Annotated in this window: 18 protein-coding genes (1 of these 18 cut by a window edge); 5 read left to right on the forward strand and 13 right to left on the reverse strand. The window is 58.2% G+C overall.

Annotation, left to right across the window (positions count from 1 at the left end; genetic code table 11):
- Positions 1 to 167 precede the first annotated feature (167 nt).
- A complete protein-coding gene (locus tag RLW41_RS11000) occupies positions 168 to 1,184 on the forward strand; it encodes a DUF4167 domain-containing protein (protein ID WP_414464543.1) in 1,017 nt (338 codons plus the stop codon).
- A gap of 144 nt (positions 1,185 to 1,328) precedes the next feature.
- Here the strand turns inward: RLW41_RS11000 and RLW41_RS11005 are convergent, their stop codons facing one another.
- Both RLW41_RS11005 and RLW41_RS11010 read right to left on the reverse strand, forming a co-directional pair.
- The gene (locus RLW41_RS11005) at positions 1,329 to 2,417 is read right to left on the reverse strand and encodes a hypothetical protein (protein ID WP_414464544.1); all 1,089 of its coding nucleotides are present in this window, start codon (positions 2,415 to 2,417) and stop codon (positions 1,329 to 1,331) included.
- Positions 2,418 to 2,435: 18 nt separating this feature from the next.
- Complete coding sequence (locus RLW41_RS11010; protein WP_414464545.1) at positions 2,436 to 3,209, reverse strand: MOSC domain-containing protein; 774 nt, start codon at positions 3,207 to 3,209, stop codon at positions 2,436 to 2,438.
- Positions 3,210 to 3,403: 194 nt separating this feature from the next.
- Here RLW41_RS11010 and clpB point away from each other — a divergent pair, with 194 nt between their 5' ends.
- Positions 3,404 to 5,995, forward strand: a complete 2,592-nt coding sequence (clpB, locus tag RLW41_RS11015) for an ATP-dependent chaperone ClpB (protein ID WP_414464546.1) — start codon at positions 3,404 to 3,406, stop codon at positions 5,993 to 5,995.
- 192 nt (positions 5,996 to 6,187) lie between these two features.
- A complete protein-coding gene (locus RLW41_RS11020; protein WP_414464547.1) occupies positions 6,188 to 7,588 on the forward strand; it encodes an ATP-binding protein in 1,401 nt (466 codons plus the stop codon).
- Between the two features lie 386 nt (positions 7,589 to 7,974).
- Here RLW41_RS11020 and RLW41_RS11025 read toward each other — a convergent pair whose 3' ends face one another.
- From RLW41_RS11025 to RLW41_RS11050, 6 genes are all read right to left on the reverse strand, one after another.
- The gene (locus tag RLW41_RS11025; RefSeq protein ID WP_414464548.1) at positions 7,975 to 8,361 is read right to left on the reverse strand and encodes a nuclear transport factor 2 family protein; all 387 of its coding nucleotides are present in this window, start codon (positions 8,359 to 8,361) and stop codon (positions 7,975 to 7,977) included.
- Positions 8,362 to 9,263: 902 nt separating this feature from the next.
- Positions 9,264 to 9,542 carry a DUF1289 domain-containing protein gene (locus tag RLW41_RS11030; protein WP_414464549.1) on the reverse strand — a complete coding sequence of 93 codons (279 nt, stop codon included), beginning with the start codon at positions 9,540 to 9,542 and terminating at the stop codon, positions 9,264 to 9,266.
- 931 nt (positions 9,543 to 10,473) lie between these two features.
- Positions 10,474 to 10,704 (reverse strand): hypothetical protein, encoded by a 231-nt coding sequence (locus RLW41_RS11035; protein WP_409561795.1) that lies wholly within the window; start codon positions 10,702 to 10,704, stop codon positions 10,474 to 10,476.
- Between the two features lie 155 nt (positions 10,705 to 10,859).
- Positions 10,860 to 11,870 (reverse strand): glycoside hydrolase family 5 protein, encoded by a 1,011-nt coding sequence (locus RLW41_RS11040; protein ID WP_414464550.1) that lies wholly within the window; start codon positions 11,868 to 11,870, stop codon positions 10,860 to 10,862.
- A complete protein-coding gene (locus RLW41_RS11045; protein ID WP_414464551.1) occupies positions 11,867 to 12,961 on the reverse strand; it encodes an acyltransferase family protein in 1,095 nt (364 codons plus the stop codon). The genes RLW41_RS11040 and RLW41_RS11045 overlap by 4 nt, the downstream gene beginning before the upstream one ends.
- A gap of 316 nt (positions 12,962 to 13,277) precedes the next feature.
- On the reverse strand, positions 13,278 to 13,985 hold the full coding sequence (locus tag RLW41_RS11050) for a hypothetical protein (RefSeq protein WP_414464552.1): 708 nt from the start codon (positions 13,983 to 13,985) through the stop codon (positions 13,278 to 13,280).
- Positions 13,986 to 14,200: 215 nt separating this feature from the next.
- On the opposite strand from RLW41_RS11050, the gene RLW41_RS11055 reads away from it, so the two are divergent.
- Positions 14,201 to 15,334, forward strand: coding sequence for an OmpA family protein (locus RLW41_RS11055; RefSeq protein ID WP_414464553.1), 1,134 nt, complete (start codon positions 14,201 to 14,203; stop codon positions 15,332 to 15,334).
- A gap of 69 nt (positions 15,335 to 15,403) precedes the next feature.
- On the opposite strand, the gene RLW41_RS11060 is transcribed toward RLW41_RS11055, so the two are convergent.
- The gene (locus tag RLW41_RS11060; RefSeq protein ID WP_414464554.1) at positions 15,404 to 16,126 is read right to left on the reverse strand and encodes a DUF2092 domain-containing protein; all 723 of its coding nucleotides are present in this window, start codon (positions 16,124 to 16,126) and stop codon (positions 15,404 to 15,406) included.
- A gap of 181 nt (positions 16,127 to 16,307) precedes the next feature.
- Entirely contained in the window at positions 16,308 to 16,706 is a 399-nt protein-coding gene (locus RLW41_RS11065) for a cupin domain-containing protein (protein WP_414464555.1), read from the reverse strand.
- Positions 16,707 to 16,974: 268 nt separating this feature from the next.
- On the opposite strand from RLW41_RS11065, the gene RLW41_RS11070 reads away from it, so the two are divergent.
- Positions 16,975 to 17,415 carry a c-type cytochrome gene (locus tag RLW41_RS11070; protein ID WP_414464556.1) on the forward strand — a complete coding sequence of 147 codons (441 nt, stop codon included), beginning with the start codon at positions 16,975 to 16,977 and terminating at the stop codon, positions 17,413 to 17,415.
- Positions 17,416 to 17,459: 44 nt separating this feature from the next.
- On the opposite strand, the gene RLW41_RS11075 is transcribed toward RLW41_RS11070, so the two are convergent.
- The 3 genes from RLW41_RS11075 to RLW41_RS11085 form a co-directional block, all read right to left on the reverse strand.
- Positions 17,460 to 17,711: a hypothetical protein gene (locus RLW41_RS11075; RefSeq protein WP_013950526.1), complete on the reverse strand. Its 252-nt coding sequence runs from the start codon at positions 17,709 to 17,711 to the stop codon at positions 17,460 to 17,462.
- A 178-nt stretch (positions 17,712 to 17,889) separates the two neighbouring features.
- The gene (locus tag RLW41_RS11080; RefSeq protein ID WP_414464557.1) at positions 17,890 to 18,729 is read right to left on the reverse strand and encodes an alpha/beta fold hydrolase; all 840 of its coding nucleotides are present in this window, start codon (positions 18,727 to 18,729) and stop codon (positions 17,890 to 17,892) included.
- A gap of 340 nt (positions 18,730 to 19,069) precedes the next feature.
- Positions 19,070 to 20,311, reverse strand: partial view of a M23 family metallopeptidase gene (locus RLW41_RS11085; RefSeq protein ID WP_409561804.1) — the 3' portion only. The gene runs 759 nt beyond the window's last position; the window shows 1,242 of its 2,001 coding nt (coding positions 760-2,001); its start codon lies off the right edge, out of view; the stop codon is at positions 19,070 to 19,072.

The following is a 20,311-nucleotide window of genomic DNA, read 5'->3' on the forward strand; positions in this document are numbered from 1 at the left end:
TGCGATCCTTGGTGTGATCCGTCTTGATCGGATCCATGGGGCACGATCCATAGGACTGTGGTGACGTTAAGAGACAGCTTTTTTGAATTGGATCGAAGGATCCAGGGCGTCGCCCCGCGAAATTGGCGTGCGCAGATGGCAATACCAACAAGCATGAACGGGAGCCCATGAGGCAAGGTCAACAGAACCGTCGCGGTCGCGGACGAAACAACAACAATAATAATAACCGCAAATCGCAAAATCCTCTGATGCGCAGCTTCGAGAGCTCGGGGCCCGACGTGAAGATTCGCGGTACGCCGTCGCATATCGCCGAGAAGTACATCAGCCTGGCGCGCGATGCGCTGTCGTCGGGCGATCCGGTGCTTGCTGAGAACTATCTCCAGCACGCCGAGCATTATAACCGCATCATCCTGGGCTATCGCGAGCAGATGGCGCAGCAGGGTGGCGTGGACCCGATGGGGAACGGCGCCGCGCGGACGCATTCGCTTGCCGGGCCTGAAGGCGCCGACAGCGACGAGTTCGGCGATGAGGATGGTGACGAGTTCGGCGGCGGCCAACAGGCTCTCCCCGGTCAGGGCAACCAGCCGGATGTGCAGCCGCCTTTCCCGCAGCAGCAGCGCAATTTCGATAATCAAAACCGTTACGACAATCGCCAGCCGCGCCACGAGCGGTTCAACAACAATCGCCACGATCGTGGTGATCGCAACGATCGGCAGGAGTTCCGCGGCGACCGCGGTGACCGGTACGAGCAGCGCAACGGCCAAGGCGGCGAGGGTCGTTTCCGTGAGGATCGGCGCCCACAGCACAACGGTGAATCGCATCAGGGTGAAGGCGGTTTCCGCCGTCGCGAGCGCTATCAGGCCCCGAATGGGGCTCCGAACGGCGCCGAGCGCGAGCCGGCAAACGGCGGAAGTTTCCAGCCGTCGGCTGCATCAGCTCCGGCACCGGCTGCTGAACGTGAACGTCCCGAGCGGGCGGAACGGTCAGAGCGGTCAGAACGGCCAGAGCGGTCAGAACGCCCTGAGCGTTCGGAACGTGCAGAACGTTCAGCGCCGCAGGCTGCGGCTTCCATCGAGCAGCAGGAGCAGCCCGCCTTCCTGCGCCGTCCGGTTCGCCGGCCGCGTCGCGAAGAGCCGGCCGAAGCTCCGGCCGTGCCGCCAGCCGCGAACGAAGACAGCGAATAAAGCGAATTAGAAAGGAGCCTCGATTTCGGGGCTCTTTTTTGTTTGACGCGAGCGACGGCCGCATCCCAAATGCGGTTCAAACGGGTTTCAGTAAATCTAAGGGTGCATTGGGTAGACAAAACTGGCTAAGAAGCTGAGCGGGCGTCACGTCTTTGGCGAAGTAGACGACTTCGAAATGTCCGGGATCTGCTTTGGTGAGGCAGCAGCTAATCTCCGACGGGGCGGAGGTGACGCGAGGCCCAAATCGATCGCCGCAGCACCGTGAAGGGGTAGCGGCGCTTGCAAGTCTTCATCGTCTAAGGAAATCAGTTCCTTCACCATCTCGACGATCACTCCCAACGCGCTGTTGAAAAGCGTCGTAGCGTCGATCTCTTCCAATTTAACATTACGATGCATGAGCGGATTACGATCGAAATTGGTTACGTCTCTGATGTGACGTACCGTGTTTTCTCGTGGCCGGATCTTTGCGTCCGCCTTGCTGAGAAGATCATTTAAGTTGCTCGCTAGAAGGCCCATCGACTTGTCTGGCGGCGGCCCAATAAAGCGCTCGTAGTAAACCCTCAGGACGTCTTCGACCGCGCGTGCCGAATGAAATCCCGAGGCCGAGTAAAGGCCGAACGCAAGACACCTTCCGGCTTCGCGATACTCCGATACGGCGAACTCCGAGAGATGGTGCCGAATGGTCTCGTGGATGTGTCGATCCGCGTGCTCGGCGAGCAATTCGATGTTGAATATACCTCGCAGTGGGACTGCGTAACTTGCGGTTCTTTTCAACTCTGCGCTGAGTTGATGCTCGAAGATCTCAATCTTCGATTTCGTTCGGGTCATCTCCCATGCCGGCAAGGGGGTCATAGGCTTGCCATCGGCGGAGGGGGCAAAATTGGCCTGAAGTCGCTGCATCTCGTGTAGCAGGTCGAGTGCTGCGCCTCTGCAAAACGATAGCGTCTGGTCACCGTTTAAAACCTTGGAGAGCGCGGCATCTGCAGCCCAAAGAGCGAAAAGCTGTACGAAGGGGTCGCTGGCATCGCGCTCCGAAACATCAGAGAGATGTTTCAAAGCGCCGCCGAGTTCGAAAATCGGAAATTGATCGACAAGCTTCACGGCCGCTGCCTCCACCGCGTAAACTGTTAGCCAATGCCCAGCATAGGCTAGCTCCCGATTCGGTATGAGGGGGTAAAATAGGTCGCCCTGGGGCAGTTCGGTCCCCAGCTCGCCCAGCCTTCCGTCAAACATTACGGCGACCGCGCCCCATCAATCCGTTACTTCAAGCGTATCGCCGACGCGAATGCGGCCGCCGTCGACAATTCGGGCGTAGACGCCAAAGTCGGTATGGCCGAGCGTCTTCGAAAGAAACGATGGGATTTTGAGATCGCGGCTGCCCGTCTCGGGGTCGACGTTGGTCGCAGCGCAGCGCTCGGTGCGCTTGAAGACTTCGAGCGTGATGCCGCCGGTCCGCAACTTTTTGCCGACGAGGTCCAGTTCCTGCCAGGGTTCCAAGCCGTCGAGAACGAGGTTCGGGCGGAAGCGCCGGGCATCGACGGGCGCGCCGAGCAGGCCTTCGAGTGCGGTTAAGCTCTGGCGGTTGACGAGGTGGACGCATTTGGGTGCGACGTCGGAAAAGCTGTGGCCGGGGCTGACGACGACCTTGGGGCGTCCGCGCAGGCCCGAGGTCACGATGCGGGTGATGGCGTCTTCGATGGCGGCGCGGCCCGCTTCCGTGCGGAGGTCGCCGCGGGCGATCTCGGCACCGCCTTTCGAGATGACGAGGGTCTCGGTGCTGTCGTCGAATAGCGAGCGGACGGTCGCCAATTCTTCGTTCCGCATCAGCATGACGAAGTGGATCTTCTGGAGGTGCTGAGGGTTTGCCGGGTCGAAGGGGCCGGGGCCGTTCTCGATGGCGTACGCCCGGTCGAAGGGCAGGGTCTGCATCGGGCGCAATTCGACGCTTTCGAGCGGTTCCGGCGTCAAACCTTTAACCGGATAGCGATAAAGGGCTTCGATCTTAGCGGTCCCGGAAGTGGCCATGTCGCGAATATCCCTCAGATTTTGTGGTCGATGCCTCTTTTTCGGGCGGCGCCCGATCCTATATCCGAAGCATCGTACGGGTGCGCGGGGATGCCGGCCATCGGGTCTTTGGCCGCGCTTGGATGATAAAAATCAATTCGCATGGCATTCTTTCCGGGCCTTAAGGACGTGAGGAATGTGCTGGAGGACGCGACATGAACTTCGAACGCTACACGGACCGCGCCAAGGGCTTTATCCAATCGGCCCAATCGCTGGCACTGAGAGAAAACAATCAACAAGTCACTCCCGAACACCTTCTGAAAATTCTGCTCGATGACCCTGAGGGTCTGGCGAGCGGGCTGATCCAGAAGGCGGGCGGAGATTCACGCGCAGCATTGCGCGCGGTCGAGGCGAACCTCGCGAAGAAGCCCAAAGTCACGGGCGGCTCGGGACAGGTTTACGTCTCGTCGGAACTCGCGCGCGTGTTCGACGCCGTCGAAAAGCTGGCCGACAAGGCGAGCGATAAGTTCGTCACCGCGGAACGGCTGCTCGTCGCCTTGGCGCTCGATACGGCGACCGACGCAGGCAAGATCCTGCGCGACGCGGGCGTCACGCCCGACAAGATCAACGCTGCCATCAACGACATTCGCAAAGGCCGCACGGCCGACAGCGCCAACGCCGAGCAGGCGTATGACGCGCTGAAGCGCTATGCCCGCGATCTGACGGAAGCCGCCGGCAGCGGCAAGCTCGATCCGGTCATCGGCCGCGATGAAGAAATCCGCCGCACCATTCAGGTGCTGTCGCGGCGCACGAAGAACAATCCCGTGCTGATCGGTGAACCCGGCGTCGGCAAGACGGCGATTGCGGAAGGCCTTGCACTGCGCATCGTCAAGGGCGACGTGCCCGAAAGCCTGAAGCACAAGAAGCTTCTGTCGCTCGATATGGGCGCGCTCATCGCGGGCGCGAAGTATCGCGGCGAGTTCGAGGAGCGTTTGAAAGCCGTGCTGTCCGAGGTCGAGGCCGAGGGCGACATCATCCTTTTCATCGACGAGCTGCACACCATCGTCGGCGCCGGCAAGACCGAAGGCTCGATGGATGCTGGCAACCTGCTGAAGCCGGCGCTGGCGCGCGGTGAGCTGCACTGCGTCGGCGCGACCACGCTCGATGAGTATCGCAAGCACATCGAGAAGGACGCGGCGCTCGCTCGTCGCTTCCAGCCGATCTTCGTCTCCGAGCCGACGGTCGAAGACACGATCTCGATCCTGCGCGGCTTGAAAGAGAAGTACGAGCTGCATCATGGCGTGCGCATCACCGATAGCGCGCTCGTCTCGGCGGCGACGCTTTCGAACCGCTACATCACCGACCGATTCCTGCCTGACAAGGCCATCGACCTTGTCGACGAGGCGGCATCGCGGCTGCGCATGCAGGTCGATTCCAAGCCGGAAGAACTCGACGCCATCGACCGCGATCTCATGCAGATGATGATCGAGCGCGAAGCCTTGAAAAAGGAAACCGACGCCGCGTCGAAGGATCGTCTCGCGCGGCTCGAGAAGTCCATCGCAGATCTGCAGGAGAAATCCGAGGCGATGACGGCGCGCTGGCAGGCCGAGAAGCAAAAGCTCGGCTCGGCCCAGAAGCTGAAGGAAACACTCGACGGTCTGCGTAACGAACTCGAGCAGGCGCAGCGCAAGGGCGACCTCGCGCGTGCGGGTGAGCTTCGCTACGGCAAGATCCCCGAGCTTGAGAAGAAGCTTGCGGACGTCGAAAGCCAAGAAGGCAAGGGTGCGCTCGTCGAAGAAGCCGTCACGCCGGATCAGATCGCGGCCGTCGTGTCGCGCTGGACGGGCGTGCCGGTCGACAAGATGCTCGAGGGCGAACGCGACAAGCTTCTGAAGATGGAAGATGCGCTGGGCAAGCGCGTCATCGGTCAGAAGGAAGCCGTCATCGCGGTTTCGACGGCCGTTCGCCGTGCGCGCGCAGGCCTTCAGGATCCGAACCGTCCGATCGGCTCGTTCATGTTCCTAGGCCCGACCGGCGTCGGCAAGACCGAGCTGACGAAGGCGCTCGCCGGCTATCTGTTCGACGACGACACGGCGCTCGTGCGCATCGACATGTCGGAGTTCATGGAGAAGCACTCGGTCGCCCGTCTCATCGGCGCGCCTCCGGGCTATGTCGGCTACGAGGAAGGCGGCGTGCTGACGGAAGCGGTGCGGCGGCGTCCGTATCAGATCATCCTGTTCGATGAGATCGAAAAGGCGCATCCGGATGTGTTCAACGTCCTGCTGCAAGTCTTGGACGATGGTCGCCTGACCGACGGTCAGGGCCGCACGGTCGACTTCAAGAACACGTTGATTGTGCTGACGTCGAACATCGGCGCGCAGTACCTCGTCGAGCAGAAGGAAGGCGAGGAGACGGAAGCCGTGCGCGAGGAAGTCATGGCCGAAGTGCGTTCGCGCTTCCGGCCGGAGTTCCTCAACCGTCTCGACGACATCATCCTGTTCCACCGCTTGCAGCGCGCGGACATGACGAAGATCGTCGATATCCAGATCTCCCGTCTGCAGAAGCTGTTGGCGGATCGCAAGATCACGATCGAGCTTGATGACCAGGCGAAGGCGTGGCTTGCGAACCGCGGCTACGATCCGGCGTATGGCGCGCGGCCTTTGAAGCGCGTCATCCAGCGCAACGTGCAGGACCCGCTCGCCGAGCAGATCCTCGCGGGCGGCGTAAAGGACGGCGACACGGTGACGGTCTCGGTGCGCGACGGCGCGCTGACGATCAATGGCTGGCCGATCAAAGCTGCGGCTTGATTGATTGTCCCCGGCGACTGCGCTCAGCGCAGCCGGCCGCCGGGGACGGCATCAAATCATCTTTCATAGTTGAGAAACTTCGAGGCGTTGTGCTAGAGCACAGCGCCTCTTTTTCTATCTTTGCGATACTTGGTAGGACGACGTGTGCTCCTGCCGACAGATTTCATTTTTGATCTATGAACAGGCTGGGCAATGGTCGGAAACGACGCAAAGAAAGCGCGAAGAAGCATTTCTGACCAAGAAATTTCGTTGATCAAAGCAATGTTGAAGCGAGGAATGGAAAAGACAACCATTCAAGCATATTTCACGCACCCTGATCGGCCTGTAAATTATGGGCGAATAACCAACATCGAACAGGGAGACTATGGACCCGACATTATTTCTGCGGGAGACGAAGAGCTAGACAAGTTTTTGAGTGAGTGGCGCACAAGGGAAGACTTCGTCCCACAGAACTTAGCCGAAACGCTGTTGGATTTTGCCTCTCTTTCTGCCGTTCATCCGAAACGCCTTGAGGCGCTTTTCGAAATTGAGAACGGTTCTCACGTCCTCCGAGGCGTAGAAACGGATGAGGTCGAATGCAAACTTACGTTTCAGAGGCCCGGTAATGACAGATTGTTGAGGGCTGTTGCGGCGCTGGCCAATAATCGCGGAGGCTACGTGCTGTTCGGTGTCGAGGATCACACGGGTCTTTTAAAGGGTTTGAAAGACGATAGGTTTTCGAACAACGATCCTAGCAAGTTCGCTCAGGCATTCAAATCTGCGATGGAGCCTTGCCCGAGATTTGAACTCGGGGAGGTGGCGCTAAATGGCGTTACTATGGGAGCCGTGTACGTTCACGCGGAGCTTGATGGACCTGTTATTGCAACGAGAGACGAAGACAGCTTTAAAGCTGGGGTAGTCTACTACAGATATCCAGGTGAAAGTCGCGCAATTCATCCGGCGGACTTTCGCCGAATGCTTGCTGCGCGCGACCAACGTGCCCGACATGAAGCGGCGAATCTCGCGAAAAAAGTAATCGAACTTGGCGGCGATGCGGCCGTTTTGGATCTTAAAAATGGCCGCATCGATAATCGCGCTGGACCAATTTACATGAGCCCCGACCTGCTGAGTAAATTACATCTAGTTCGCGAGGGTAAGTTCGTTCAGAAGGAGGGTGCGGCGACCCTGCGTCTGGTTGGGGATGTCGAAGTTGCGCAAGGCTCGTCGGAGAATCTTATTCGAGAACGGATTGTCCGAACTGCGATAAAAGATAGTGATGTGCTTCGGAATTTTATCGAGCAGGCTGAGGTCAAGTTTCCGGCTGAATACGTTTTGCATTCATGCCATTCAAATAAGCATTGGCTCCCGATATTTTATTACCTGTCATCCGCGGGGCTGTCCGAGGCCGAGATTGTGAGTGCAGTTAAGGTTGAGGAAGGGGCATCCCCTTCTGCCCGCGGAAGACTCATGGATCGAATTAAGGGCAGAATGACAGCAAAAACTACGCCTTCGATGGGATCTAGATCGATCATAGCCAGTATTCTCGATGGTTCCTTAGAGCAGCCAAAAACACTGGGCGACGTGCGTAAACATGCGAACGCAATCCAAGGATGATCGGATAAAAATTTCTCTTTACAGAAATTGCTTTCGATCCTTGCAAGTCTCCGCCAAAAAGCTAAAGAACTTTCGTCTGATGATAATGGGCTGACAGAAATTCGTAGAGCCGCGGCTTGGCTGGACGAACTGTTTTTCAAACGCAGCTAAAAAAAACTTATCCCCGTTCGCAAACCTCCCACATAATCCCTCGCATTTTCGCAACAACGATAAGCACTTCTCGTCATGCCGACGGAGGTCGGCACCCAGGCAAGCGTCATCATCTCGCGTGTGTAGGCTTGGTTGGATCCCGGCCTGCGCCGGGATGACGGTGTTGGAGAGATGAGAACCAACTCTGCTGATGTCATGGCCGCGCAGGCGGCCATCCGCGACAGATCCGTATTCCGCTATTCCCTGCCTCCCATCATCTCCACCCACTGCGCGCGGCCGGGCCAGGGTGCGAAGGGATCACCGAAGTACTGCGTTTCGCGGAAGACCTTGCCGTCATGAAATTCCATGATGCTGACGACGTAGGATGGTTTGCCGTCATAACTGATGATGTACTCGGTCGTCCAAAGATCACCGCTTCCGATCACGCGCCGGATGGTGAAGTGCTTGTTGGGTAGCAGTCCACGTGTCGTGCGGATGGCGAGCCGTCCTCTGATACGCTCGCCGGACTGCGGATACTCCAGCACGACGTCGTCGTGATAGATCTCATCCTCAGCATCGTCGTCTCCGGCGTCGGACGCAGCCCAGTGCCGGTCGAGCGCGGCTCGCGTTTCTTGATCGCCCATCTTGCTCTCCAGCTTGTTCGGTGGTCTCGGCCTTTAACCTCACTCTACATCCCTGCTAAAAAACTTATCCCCGCTCTCGAAACCTCCCGCATACTTCCTCGCATCTTCTCACGAAAGACAAAGGGCATGAGCTCGTGCCGCGAGACGTGAGTGGGAAGAGCGTTGATGCGCACATTCTTCGTTGCATGATGAGACTTGTGGAGATTGTCGACGCTTCGCTGCAGTCGCCAAAAGCTGAAGCGCAACCTGAGCAGCGCGGTGTCGCGATTTATATGACGTGCTCGCCTTAGTCACAAAATTGTATGGCGCTCTCATAGGAATTTCGAACGCGTCACGTGGTCCGTTACTCACAGATTTGTATGATTGAAAGCGGCCGCTGAGCCGAGCAACGTGAATCATACAAAGCTGTAACAGGCCGAGTGAAATCGAGCTGCGCTTTTCACTTCGCGCATAAGAGAAAACTAACGGCGGCGAAATATGTTGAGTCGGTTCCTGCCAAGCGAATGTTTGAAGCGTGCTTTGCCGGGCGGTGATCAATCTCGCGACAACATATTTTCGAGGAAGCAAAAATCGTGAACATCACTTCAGTCAACTCGACGGCCGCAAACTCTCTACAAAAAACATCTCCGGCGCAGTCTAAAAATACACGCGCCGCAGACGGCGACTACCTGACGAAGGGGCCAGACCGTTCAAGTGTCAAAGACGCTGACGGAGATTATAAGCCGTCCACTACTGCTAGTCGTGCGTCTAGCTCTGTGCAGCAGGCGTTGACCGATCTCGCAACGCGCGGCTGATTCAGCGTTTAATCTGAAATAAGAAGAAGCAGTCGACGTGTGTTCAAGACGGCTGCTTCGCCACACTCGGTGAGGAACTTAGGTCTTTGCCTGGTGTCATCGTCGGCTTTATGCCGAGGATCTATCTTGCTGCTCCGACCGCTGATCGATGGATCCTCGGGACAAGCCCGAGGATGACATTCCGTCGTCCAGATCATTGGAGGGCAGCGATGGGACCCGGTCGAGCGGACACGCGATGCCCTTCTTTGTGCAGCGGCGACGATAGGCGCGTTCCCAATTGGTCTTGAGACCGATCTCGATCTGTCTCAGGCGCAAAGCTTCTACGAACGCGAGCTTTGCCTTTCGACCGTCGAGACGATTGAATTTCTTTTTCTGCTTTTTGGTCATGCCGCAGCCGATGCAATGTCCGGCGTGCTTGAATTTGCAGACATCGATGCAGGGAGAGGGAACTTTCATATCGGCCGACGTGAGATCGCTTTCGGTGGCGTCGCGCGCCGCGAACTGCCCAGCAATAAGGTGCAGGAAACTGTCATGATATGTAGTTTTCGTTCGGCGACTTTCAAACCTATCCTCTAGTGCGCCAGAAAGAGCCTGCCGCAGCTGTAGTGGTCGTGTCGGGTAAATTCCTTCAGCATCTCGCATGTTTTTGGCTAGGCTGGATCCCGGCCTGCGCCGGGATGACGGATCAGAGAGAGTGTGGTTTTAACGGCGATAGAAATCGCTGCAAAAAACTTATCCCCGCTCTCAAAACCTCCCGCATACTTCCTCGCATCTTCTCACGAAGGACAAAGGGCATGAGCTCGTGCCGCGAGACGTGAGTGGGAAGAGCATGCGGGGTCGCGCGGAGAACGGTCAAGCCGCGGGTTCTCTGTCTGCCGCGCGACAAGCACGATCGGGTGCTCGGCGCGGTGAAACGCTTCTTGCATAAAGGGATGCGGGGCGGATGGCGGGTCCGACGACTCAGGGATCGTTCAGAAGCGATCCGCACTCATACGAGAGGCTCCGGACATATGGGCCGGGGACGAGGCAGAGAGTTGGTATGCGTGGGGCGGCAATGGTCCGCATCCCCAATCAAAATATCCAAAGCGCGAGGCCCTGCCGTCCCGCCTCTTTGTTGATTGGCGCAACCGACTCCACTTCGTGGAGCCGGCCGGTTGCGCGTTGTTTGATCGTCCACGGCGACTCCGCTGCGCGGAGCCGGCCGCCGTGGACGTTTGCTGTTTCGCCGGCCGCCGATCGCGTTGGTCAAAAATTTCGGACGCGATGCGCGAGGCATCACGTCCGGATGGTGACGTTCTTAATCCGAACTGGTCGCAGATTAACGTCTTACGCAGACCATTCTGCCGCTGGGCGTGCGGACGGCCCTAAAGCCGGTATGCCGTTTGCACCATCCCTGATTTTGCCCGCCCCAGATGCAGCGGCCGGTGACGCTGCTGCGATGGCGGTTCGGGCCGCAGCCACCAAGGGCGGCAGCGGGTGTGGCGGCATATGACAGATCGATGGCGATAAGTGCAGCAAGACCGAGTAGAGGCGCGAAAAGCTTCATCATGGCAAAGTCTCCGTTGGGACGTGCGATATTGATTATTTTGCGCACGTCATCGCCAGTTTCCCGCTGTTATCCTGAACTCGGGATTAATGCCGTTCAGTCGAATTGACGCGAGTTGAGACGTGAATGTCCGCCAACGATGCAGCCAGAGAAACGGATTATTTGTTCCCCTGCACGAGAACATCAAGCTGAGGGCGGTCGGTCCCGTTCTTGGGTTCGACCGAATACATATAATCGCCCCACCAGGGCCCAGCCGCCCAATACGTCCATCCGATCCAGACGTCCCGGTTGTCGGACATATACTTTATCAGCGCGGCGCCTTCGCGAAGGGCTGGCTCGGCGGACGAAAAACCGAACTCGCCAAGAAAGCCGCGCGCGTGATTTTGACGGGCCCATTCGGTGAAGGCCTTGAGCCGTTCGCTTCCCGATCCCGGGACGGCGTCCGGCGATGTGCCGGAACTGTTGGAGTCGAGATATTGATGAACGTCATAGGCGAAGTTGTTCTCCGGATCGACGACGCCGGTCATGACGCGCGCGTTCGGGGTTGTGGTCCACGAATGCGCGCCGGTCCAGTAGGAGCCCGGCACCAGCAGCAGTTGCTTGGCGCCGGCCTGGCGGATGGCGGCAATCGCGGCGTTCGCGGCCGGCAGCCACTCCTCCGCCGTCTGCTCGTGCGGCTCGTTCATGAGATTGAAGATAACGTTGGGCTTATCTTTGAGCCGCTTCGCGGTTTCCGACCATGCCGCGACGAACTCTTGCGTCGCCGCCGCGTCGCGTCCGATGAGGCCGGATTGCGTTCGGCCGAACTGATGAAAGTCGACGATGATAATCGCGTCGATGTTGGCGGCCTTGTCGATCAAGGCGACAAACTGCTTCCAGTCGGCCGTCGGCGTCGGGTCCGGAACGCCGCCTTCGAATTGGAACAGTCTCTGCATCAGCACCGGGAGCCGGAAATAGCGAAAACCCTTGTCGCGGAAATATTCGATCTCTTTGATCGTCGGGAAAACGTAGTCGAAATTTATCCGGCTCTTCTTCGCGTTGAGTTCCGCACCCGACAGGTTGACGCCGGTCATCCACGCCGCTTTGCTGTCTGCAATTGCAGGCGAAGCCGAAAGGCAGGCGATGGCTACGAGCGCAGCGCGCCAGATTTTCTGAATCGGAAACATCATGAGACGGTATCTCTCGCGACTGGAAAAAGCCGGATGGACTTCAGCGCCATGGCAGGCTTCTCGATGAAGTGCCATGACAGTGAAGCCGGCACGAGGGTGGCAAGAAACGCGACGAGCGCTTGCGCCAAGGGATGCCAACCAGGAAGGAGCTGGATGGTCATTTGCTGAATAGGATAGGCGTAAATGTAAATTCCGTACGAGTAGTCGGGAAGCGCATCCAGTCTTGTCAGCACGCGTGCAGGGCGGAAAGCGAGCCACAACGTGAGCAGCGAAATCGCGGCTGCTGCAAAGATCGTGTTTGTCGGCGTGCGCATCAACGCTGCCGCAAGCGCGATCGCGATCACCACCCAAAGCAGTTTGGGGCCGCTTCGTTTGCTCGCCTGAAACCACCCGCCGATGGCAAACGGGACGAACAGGGTGAGGAAATTGGTGGCCTGCACCGGGATCGTGTGACCGAGCGCGGTAGGCACTCCATAGCCAAGAGCACACGCGAAGCCGGTGGATATGATCGCTCCCGCGAAAATTATGCCGGTCCGATATGATAAAACGAAGAGCACGAAAACGAGGAAGTAGCTCGCAACCTCATATCGCAGCGTCCACAGCGAACCGTTTGCATATGTGACGGCGTGATTCTGGAATGCTCCGGGAAGCGAATATTCAGTCGAGAGCAATGTGCCTGAACCGAAGATGTAGCGAAGCGTCTGCCGGTCGGTGATGAATTGGCTGAAACTCAGCGTCGAAAACGCCGATATGACGAGCGCCGTTACCAGCGTGCAGACAATCAGACCCGGAAAGATCCGCAAAAAACGTGCTTGCCAGAATTCTAGAGCGGACCGCCGTTGCGCAGACGCGCTGATTAGATAGCCGCTTATTGTGAAGAACATCACGACTGCAGACCATCCGAGGTCCAGGCCTGTGAGGTGCGTGTAGACGCCCTGAAGATCACGCAGCCCATATGAGTGAGCCAAGATGACAGATGTTGCGGCGAGCCAGCGCAACGCTTGAAAGTTGTTTGCGTGGCGAATGGGACGCGATGTCGAGGGTGCGTCCCCTCTCGCATCAGATTGCTCGTTGGGAAGGGCTTTTTTCAAATCCGAAACAACCCCCGCTGTTAAATTGCTCGCAGAGCAGCCGCACGAAATTTGCAGCTCGATGTCTAATGAGCCATCGCGTGTTCAAGAGCCGGCGTTTCGCGCGGCGTGCGCATCGCACTCGGATTAGACAGGCATTAGACAGCGATGCGAATGCGGCGATTCATCTCCCGTGCGTGCGGGGGTGCATGTGATCGCTGCATTCGTTTCGATGTGAAACAAGTTTTGATAAAACGCGGCAAAGTCTCACGTCGAACAGAAGAGAGGAAATGTGATGCTTTGCTCGCATTGCTCTCTCCGAGCTGTTCCAGGTTGATCAGGGTTTTGCGATTGGTTGCGGGAAGTCGAGCACTTCCTCGGTGTAGGTTTCGACAACCTGGCTGATCGGTCGGCCATCGGGAAGCGTCAGCACGGCCACGTGCTGAAGCACATGGTGTGGAACAACGAGTGGAACTCCGTCGTGCGGTTTCGTTAGGGTGCCGGCCATCTCCCAATTGTGGGGCAAGGGCGACCAGAGAAGCTTTGCGGAAAGTGTGTGCCGTCGAAACTTGAGCGACTGCGCAGCGCGACCGAATGCGATGTCGCTCGTCTCGAGCATATGATTGATCTCCGGAGTGAGGCGGCTTGGCACGTACCAGTTGTCCGCTTCGGAAAGCACATGGCCTCCGCAACTCAGACGGACTTGGCGATATCGGATTGGCTCCGTAGGACTGACACCAAGTATTTGGCGTTGTTCGGCGGAGAGGGGCTTTTCGGCACCGTGGACGAACTCGGCGATGATACGCGCCGGGGGTGATGCAAGCCTGTGATCTTCGCACCAACGATCCAGAGTGAGCGTGGCGCTATCGTGGCTCAGAAGTTCGGAATTGAGTGTTTCGAGCAACGCCAGAGCCTCAAGGCGTGTGGTCGGCCCGTCCGTCCAGACGAAGTTCTTGCTGTTGTCGGCGATGGCGATATGAGAGGACAAAAGAGCCGTGACGGTGATGAACGATGAGAGGGCTACGGAACGTATTTTGGGTTTCATCAATCTCTCCTCGTTGGAGCCATAGTTCCTAGTCTTGGATGAGCAAACGCACCGTGACTGTCGGAAGTCCTGCCAACTTCGGTGAATGCGCGACGTTTGTTACTAGGGCTCGGCCAAAGCGGCGAGGGAAGGATTGCCGCGTAATGTCGTCAGATCCTTGCAAAGGCCCTAATAGAGTATGAAAATGCGCGCTTTCGCGTTGTGAGAGGCCTGCAATGCGCCGATGGGTTTTATTGATCGTTTTTCTGTGTTTGTCCGCGGGAGCTTTCGCCCTGGCGCAAGTCTTCCATTTCCGGTTACCTGGTGACGAGGTTTTCGAGGCTCACAAATCGGCTTCCGAGGCGGCGGCACCTGTTTCGGTCGCCAATGCTCCGGCAGCTGGATCAAAGGCCGATGCCGATGCCGGCTCGTCAGCTTCGGGGCAGGCTGGCAACGAACCGGACAGAAAAGAGAAGAGCATCGAAGGATCAGCCGGCGATGGCGTGAAGCTTGATCTTGCCGAGGTCTCGACGTCGGGTGCGACTTCGGTTTTTGCGGGACGTGCCGCTCCGGGTAGCTCAGTCACGGTGTTTGAAGGCGATGTCGCGGTGGCGACAGCCAAGGCTAATGACAACGGCGACTGGTCGCTTGCAACGGATCACAAGTTTGCTGGCCCCGATCCGAAGTTCAGCTTGCGGAGTGGCACATTCAAGATCGCAAGCGAAACGTCGGCCGAGGATAACGGCTCTCACGCCAAACCGGCGGCGGCGCTGCCCTCTCAGACAGCCGTGAGCGATGCCGCTCAGCGCGGGACGTCACCATCGCTCGCTCTGCTTAAGAATTTCGAGAACGTCGTCGCATCGGCGCGCGAGGAGGCTGCTGCGCAAGCGCAGACTGGAAGCTCGGTGACGGCGACGGCGACCGCGCCTCCTCCGGCATCGCAGAACAGCGGCGCGGTGCCGGAGGTTCAAGCATTGGCGTCGACGCCGCCCGAGGTCGCAAGTTCCGAGCACCCGCAGTCGGCGACGATACCTGTTCCAATGACGTTCGTTTTCGACGAAGCGACGCTGACGTCCGACGGCGAGAAGACAGCAAAACTTCTGCTCGATTATGTGCAGCTGAAGAAGTTCAAATCCATTTCGCTCACTGGGCACGCGGATGAGCGCGGGACGGCCGAATACAACATGGATCTGTCACGCAAGCGGCTCGATACGGTTGCGGCGTACTTGCGCAACGGCGGCTACGACGGAGAGCTGAAACTGATCCCAGAGGGCGCGACGCAGCCATTCATGGGCATCGACCGCTCAAAGTTTTCGCGCGATGACCTGATGCAGCTCGACCGGCGGGTCGAATTGCGCAACGCCATGTGAGTACTGGAATGGGAATTGAATTTGCAGGGCGGCCGGCGGCGCGCAGCGCCGGCCGCTGATTTGCCGTCGTTACGGCGAGACCATGTTGAGATCGCCGACATCGACCTTCGTGCTGCCGGCCGGAGCCGTGAATGTGAAGGTGTCAGGTGAAATCTTCGGAGCGGCGTTCCAGTGGAACATGTTCGTTTGCGCCGGGCCGTCGACACTGTGATAGACGAGCTTGCAGAAAAGCGGCTTGTCGCCTTGCTCCATCCAGACCTGCCAAGTGTCGTCTCCGGATGCTCCGGTGACCGTAAACTTGTCGCAAGACTTGCCGTCGACGGACTCGTTGCCGGCAGCCTTGATCGTCGTGCCGTCGTTGCCGCTGACGGCGTCATGCACGACGCCCATGAAATTGAGGACTTGAGAGTCGATGCCGAGCTCGCCGGCGAAGAACCCGAACGCCGCTGAAAGCGAGCCCGGAGCGGCGTTCTGCGAATATTTCTTCTGTTGGGGATCGTAGATCGTCAGCACGGTGCCGTCTGAAATGACGACGTAGGTGTTGGCGTTGAGCGAGATGTCGGCGCGCAATGCGGTCGGCTGACGAAGGATAAAATGGCCAGTGCCGTGATAAAGCTCGTTGCCGTCGGAGGTGGCGTTGAATTTCGTCTCGAAATCCATAGGATTGTTTTGCAGGTAATCGTCAAGCTTTTTGAACGCGGCCTGCGCAGCGTCGCTCGTTTGTCCCTCTGCAACGCCGGTTGCGGCGAGCATCAACGCCAGAAATGGGTAGGCAAAAAATCGAAACGACATCTGCGTGTCTCCAAGGTTGCGCGTCTGATTTCCCCCGTCGCCTGTCACTTTAGGATGCGGCGATGATCTCCCCATGGGTGGTCTCATCCCAGCGTTAATTTTGGGTGCCAATTTTCCTTGTTCGTCAATTCAATTGTCGAAAGTAAATGCCGTTTCTGCGGAAATATTTAAAAAGGGCAATTCAACCGGGGGGATATTGATCGTCGCCGACCTGTTCAAGCCAATCGACGGTTTTACCGTCCACTGACTCTTGAATGGCGATGTGCACCATGCTGCTGGTGGCCGCGGCGCCGTGCCAGTGCTTCTCACCGGGCGGAAACCAGACGACATCGCCGGGATGAATGTCTGCGGGTGGTTCGCCGTCGCGCTGCACCCAGCCGCGACCTGCGGTGACGATAAGGGTCTGTCCAAGCGGATGGGTGTGCCATGCTGTTCGGGCGCCTGGCGAGAATGTGACGATGGCGCATGCAACACGAGCGGGCGCCGTGGCCTGCACAAGAGGTTCGATGTGGACGTCGCCGGTGAAGTACTCTGAGGAACCGCGATTGTTCGGTCGCGAGCCGTTTCGCCGGATGTCCATCGGATACGATTTCCTCAATGTCGAAGTCGGAACTGAATTGCGCTGTGTCCCTAGGGGCGATGCCGTGCGGCGATGATCTAAACGATATTTCATGATTTGTGGAACTCGTGCGAATTGGGAACCGGAATTTTCATTCATATCTATTTTGAATGTCGTCTGTCGCTTGGGCGTTGTCGAACGCCGGTAGTCTTCGCATTACGCTGTGGGCTGTCCAATTTGTAAGGCGACAAGCCGGAACCGAAACTTTCAAGGACGAGTTTTTACGGACATGAAAAAAATTCCGCTTCTCCCCCGCTCGCTTCACTCCGCCATCCTTCTTTCGGCTTTAGCCTTGGGTATCGGTCTGGTCGGCACAACAGCGTCGGTCGTCGCTCATGCCGACGATGACGATCCCGAACTTGCTTTCAATGGACATTGCCGCGAATGTCACGCCTTCGATAAGGGCGACAATCGTATCGGTCCCACACTCTATGGTGTCGTAGGCCGCAAGGCCGGCACCGTTCCAGGTTTTGACTATTCGGAATCTCTCAAAGACTCGGGCATCACTTGGAACGTGCAAAATCTCGACCAGTGGATTACCAATCCGAATGCGGTCGTTCCCGGCAACAATATGGGCGCAATCTTCAGCGGCCTGTCCGACAAGAAACAACGTGCGCTGATCATTAAGTTTTTGGCGAGCGACACAAAGAAAAAGACGGGCGGCAATTAAGTCTCCCATCTTTTTTCCCGGATCTGTTCGAGAAGATTATTCGGCTAGTTGCGCGCGCGGTCCCGGCGGTAGCGCGCGCGATGGCGATAGCAGCGTTTCGCGCCGATCTTGCAGGCGATCTTTGGGCCTGCAGTGTAGCCGATGACGCCGCCTGCCACGAGGCCGACCGGTCCGAAAACAACTGCACCGGCAAGACCCCCAAGCGCGGCGTCCGTTACGCGTTCATGGGCGCTGGCGGCAACCGGCGCGACGATGATGCCGGCGGCAAGGACAAGACATCCTGCAAACGTCTTCATGATCTGCTCCCTCGTTGTCGTCCCCCGCGGACGGTATTGATTCCCAATCTATAGCATCATTTGCGATTCGGGCTTTGATCGCGCGCTACGTAATGAGAATCCAGAACGTGCACAAATGGTTCCGCATGAATGCAGCGATCGACAACGCCCTGTTGCCGATCGCTGACAATGCTTGTGCTCAGCTCTTCACGAACGCGAGCAGGTCCGGATTGATGACGTCGGCGTGTGTGGTCAGCATGCCGTGCGGAAAGCCCGGATAGATCTTGAGCGTGTTGTTCTTCAGCAGCTTCGCCTGCAGGAGGCTCGCATCGGCGTATGGGACAACCTGATCATCGTCGCCCTGAAGGATGAGTGTGGGGACGGTGATCGCCTTCAGATCTTCAGTCTGATCGGTTTCAGAAAACGCCTTGATGCCTTCATAGTGAGCCTTGGCGCTGCCCATCATGCCCTGGCGCCACCAGTTCTCGATCACGGCTTGCGAGATTTTCGCGCCGCTGCGGTTAAAGCCGTAGAAGGGACCTGACGCCACATCGAGAAAAAATTGTGCGCGGTTGGCAGCGAGCGCGGAGCGGAATCCGTCAAAGACTTCGATCGGCGTTCCGCCGGGGTTGGCGTCCGTTTTGACCATCAGTGGCGGAACGGCGCTGACGAGAACAGCTTTGGCGACACGGCCTTGCGGCTCACCGTATTTCGCGACGTAGCGAGCAACCTCGCCGCCGCCGGTCGAATGGCCGATATGGACGGCGTTTCTGAGGTCGAGGTGTTGAGTGACGGCTGCAGCGTCTGCGGCGTAGTGGTCCATGTCATGGCCTTCGCTGACCTGCGACGAGCGGCCGTGGCCGCGGCGGTCGTGAGCAATGACGCGATAGCCTTTCGATAAGAAGAACAGCATCTGCGCGTCCCAGTCATCGGCGGATAGCGGCCAGCCATGATGGAACACGATGGGCTGAGCGTCTTTCGGGCCCCAATCTTTGAAGTAAATGGTTACACCGTCCTTGGTGGTGACTGTCTCTAACATGGCGTGATCCTCTCACTGGGAAAAGGGAAGGGCGGGCTGAGACCTGGAGGAATTTCGGCATCCCGGCAAGCGGCGGAAGCGACATGAAAGTGCGAATGAGAAAATACGCCGGGAATTCGATGCCGAAATGCGAATTTCTATCGTGCGATCCATGTCATCGTGTCTTTAGCCGAGCGCTCTGCCGCACGATGGCATGCCGCTTTCATTTTCCCGGCGGGCGCTCGCGTTCGTTAGACGCGTCGATAGGCGAGAATTTTGATAGAGTTTAATTGGACGCGCGGCGGGCTCTGGCAAGCCAGCTTCGCTCGCCTGCGCGAGCGATCTGTGGTTTCGCAAGGCGCTATTTGTTGGCCGTCATAACGGGGGCGAGGCGCATCAGTTCTTCGACGCGGGCGCGCTCTTTCTGGAATTCGGCGAGGTCCTTGCCTTCGAGCTTGCGCTCGCGCGGCACCTGGATCGACATCGGATCGACGAAGCGATTGTTGACGAGCACCTCGAAGTGCACGTGGGCGCCGGTCGACAGGCCCGTCGAGCCGACGAAGCCAATGACTTGGCCTTGCCGGACTTTGTCGCCCACATGGAATTTTCCGAACCGGCTCATATGTGCGTAGGCCGTCTGGTAGCCGTTGGCGTGACGGATGCGGATGTAATTGCCGTAGTAGCCTTTGCGTCCTTCCTCTTCGATCGTGCCGTTGCCGGCGGCGATGATGGGGGTGCCGATGGCGCAGGCCCAGTCGACGCCCGTGTGCATCTTCCGTGTGTTCAGCAGCGGGTGGAAGCGGATGCCGAAACCGGACGTGAGGCGCACGTCTTCACCGCGGACGGGCTTGCGGATGAGGAATTTTTTCGAGTCGTTGCCGGTGTCGTCGTAGTAATCGACCACGCCGTCTGACGAACGAAAGCGGTAGAATTTATAGACCGTCCCGCCGCTCGACAGCGCCGTATAGAGCAACTCGCCTGGCGGCCCATCGGGGGATTGATCGTCTTTCATGTCGAAAAACATCTCGAGGGTGTCACCCGGACGGACGCGGCGGCGGAAGTCGGTGTCGAAGGCGTTGATGCTCAAGATCTTCTGAATGGTCGCCTGCGGAATATTCTGCTTGCGCGCCGCATTGTAGACGGCGGCGTAGAGCGTCGCGCTCTGAGGATCGTCGTCGCCGTTGGCGGCGTGCTGAAGCTCTTCGTCGAAGGGCGGCTTCGACGAGCCGACGAATTCGCCGGCAGCGCTGCGGCTGACGGTCACGAGATGATCGTGGCCGTCGGAAAAGATCGAATACCGCGCCGGCTCCATCTTGTTGGGATCGGAGAGCGAAGGAACCAGCGTGATGCGGACTTCTTGGCCGGGAACCAAAGCGTTTTCGGAGAAAATGCTGTGTCCGGCCTCGATCATGCTGTGAACGTCCCATTCTGGCGCGCCGGCCTTGGTGAGAATTTTGGCCAAGGTATCTTTGGGGCCGACAGAAACAACGATGACTTTGCCGCCTTCGAAGTCGTCGGTCGGCTCATCGGGGGCCTCCGCCGATTTGTAGATGTCGGTCGTGTTTAAGTTGTCCGTCGTCGAGGCTTTCGGCTGCCAGCCGGC

The organism is Hyphomicrobium sp. DY-1 (assembly GCF_047497105.1).
Lineage (GTDB): Bacteria > Pseudomonadota > Alphaproteobacteria > Rhizobiales > Hyphomicrobiaceae > Hyphomicrobium_B.

Bases quoted from the DNA above. Each gene is read 5' to 3' on its own strand.
- clpB (WP_414464546.1), top strand. From the start codon at position 3,404: ATGAACTTCGAACGCTACACGGACCGCGCCAAGGGCTTTATCCAATCG.
- RLW41_RS11070 (WP_414464556.1), top strand. From the start codon at position 16,975: ATGAAAAAAATTCCGCTTCTCCCCCGCTCGCTTCACTCCGCCATCCTT.
- RLW41_RS11075 (WP_013950526.1), bottom strand. From the start codon at position 17,711: ATGAAGACGTTTGCAGGATGTCTTGTCCTTGCCGCCGGCATCATCGTC.
- RLW41_RS11060 (WP_414464554.1), bottom strand. From the start codon at position 16,126: ATGTCGTTTCGATTTTTTGCCTACCCATTTCTGGCGTTGATGCTCGCC.
- RLW41_RS11010 (WP_414464545.1), bottom strand. From the start codon at position 3,209: ATGGCCACTTCCGGGACCGCTAAGATCGAAGCCCTTTATCGCTATCCG.
- RLW41_RS11025 (WP_414464548.1), bottom strand. From the start codon at position 8,361: ATGGGCGATCAAGAAACGCGAGCCGCGCTCGACCGGCACTGGGCTGCG.
- RLW41_RS11080 (WP_414464557.1), bottom strand. From the start codon at position 18,729: ATGTTAGAGACAGTCACCACCAAGGACGGTGTAACCATTTACTTCAAA.
- RLW41_RS11000 (WP_414464543.1), top strand. From the start codon at position 168: ATGAGGCAAGGTCAACAGAACCGTCGCGGTCGCGGACGAAACAACAAC.
- RLW41_RS11040 (WP_414464550.1), bottom strand. From the start codon at position 11,870: ATGATGTTTCCGATTCAGAAAATCTGGCGCGCTGCGCTCGTAGCCATC.
- RLW41_RS11020 (WP_414464547.1), top strand. From the start codon at position 6,188: ATGGTCGGAAACGACGCAAAGAAAGCGCGAAGAAGCATTTCTGACCAA.
- RLW41_RS11030 (WP_414464549.1), bottom strand. From the start codon at position 9,542: ATGACCAAAAAGCAGAAAAAGAAATTCAATCGTCTCGACGGTCGAAAG.
- RLW41_RS11055 (WP_414464553.1), top strand. From the start codon at position 14,201: ATGCGCCGATGGGTTTTATTGATCGTTTTTCTGTGTTTGTCCGCGGGA.
- RLW41_RS11050 (WP_414464552.1), bottom strand. From the start codon at position 13,985: ATGAAACCCAAAATACGTTCCGTAGCCCTCTCATCGTTCATCACCGTC.
- RLW41_RS11035 (WP_409561795.1), bottom strand. From the start codon at position 10,704: ATGATGAAGCTTTTCGCGCCTCTACTCGGTCTTGCTGCACTTATCGCC.
- RLW41_RS11065 (WP_414464555.1), bottom strand. From the start codon at position 16,706: ATGGACATCCGGCGAAACGGCTCGCGACCGAACAATCGCGGTTCCTCA.
- RLW41_RS11005 (WP_414464544.1), bottom strand. From the start codon at position 2,417: ATGTTTGACGGAAGGCTGGGCGAGCTGGGGACCGAACTGCCCCAGGGC.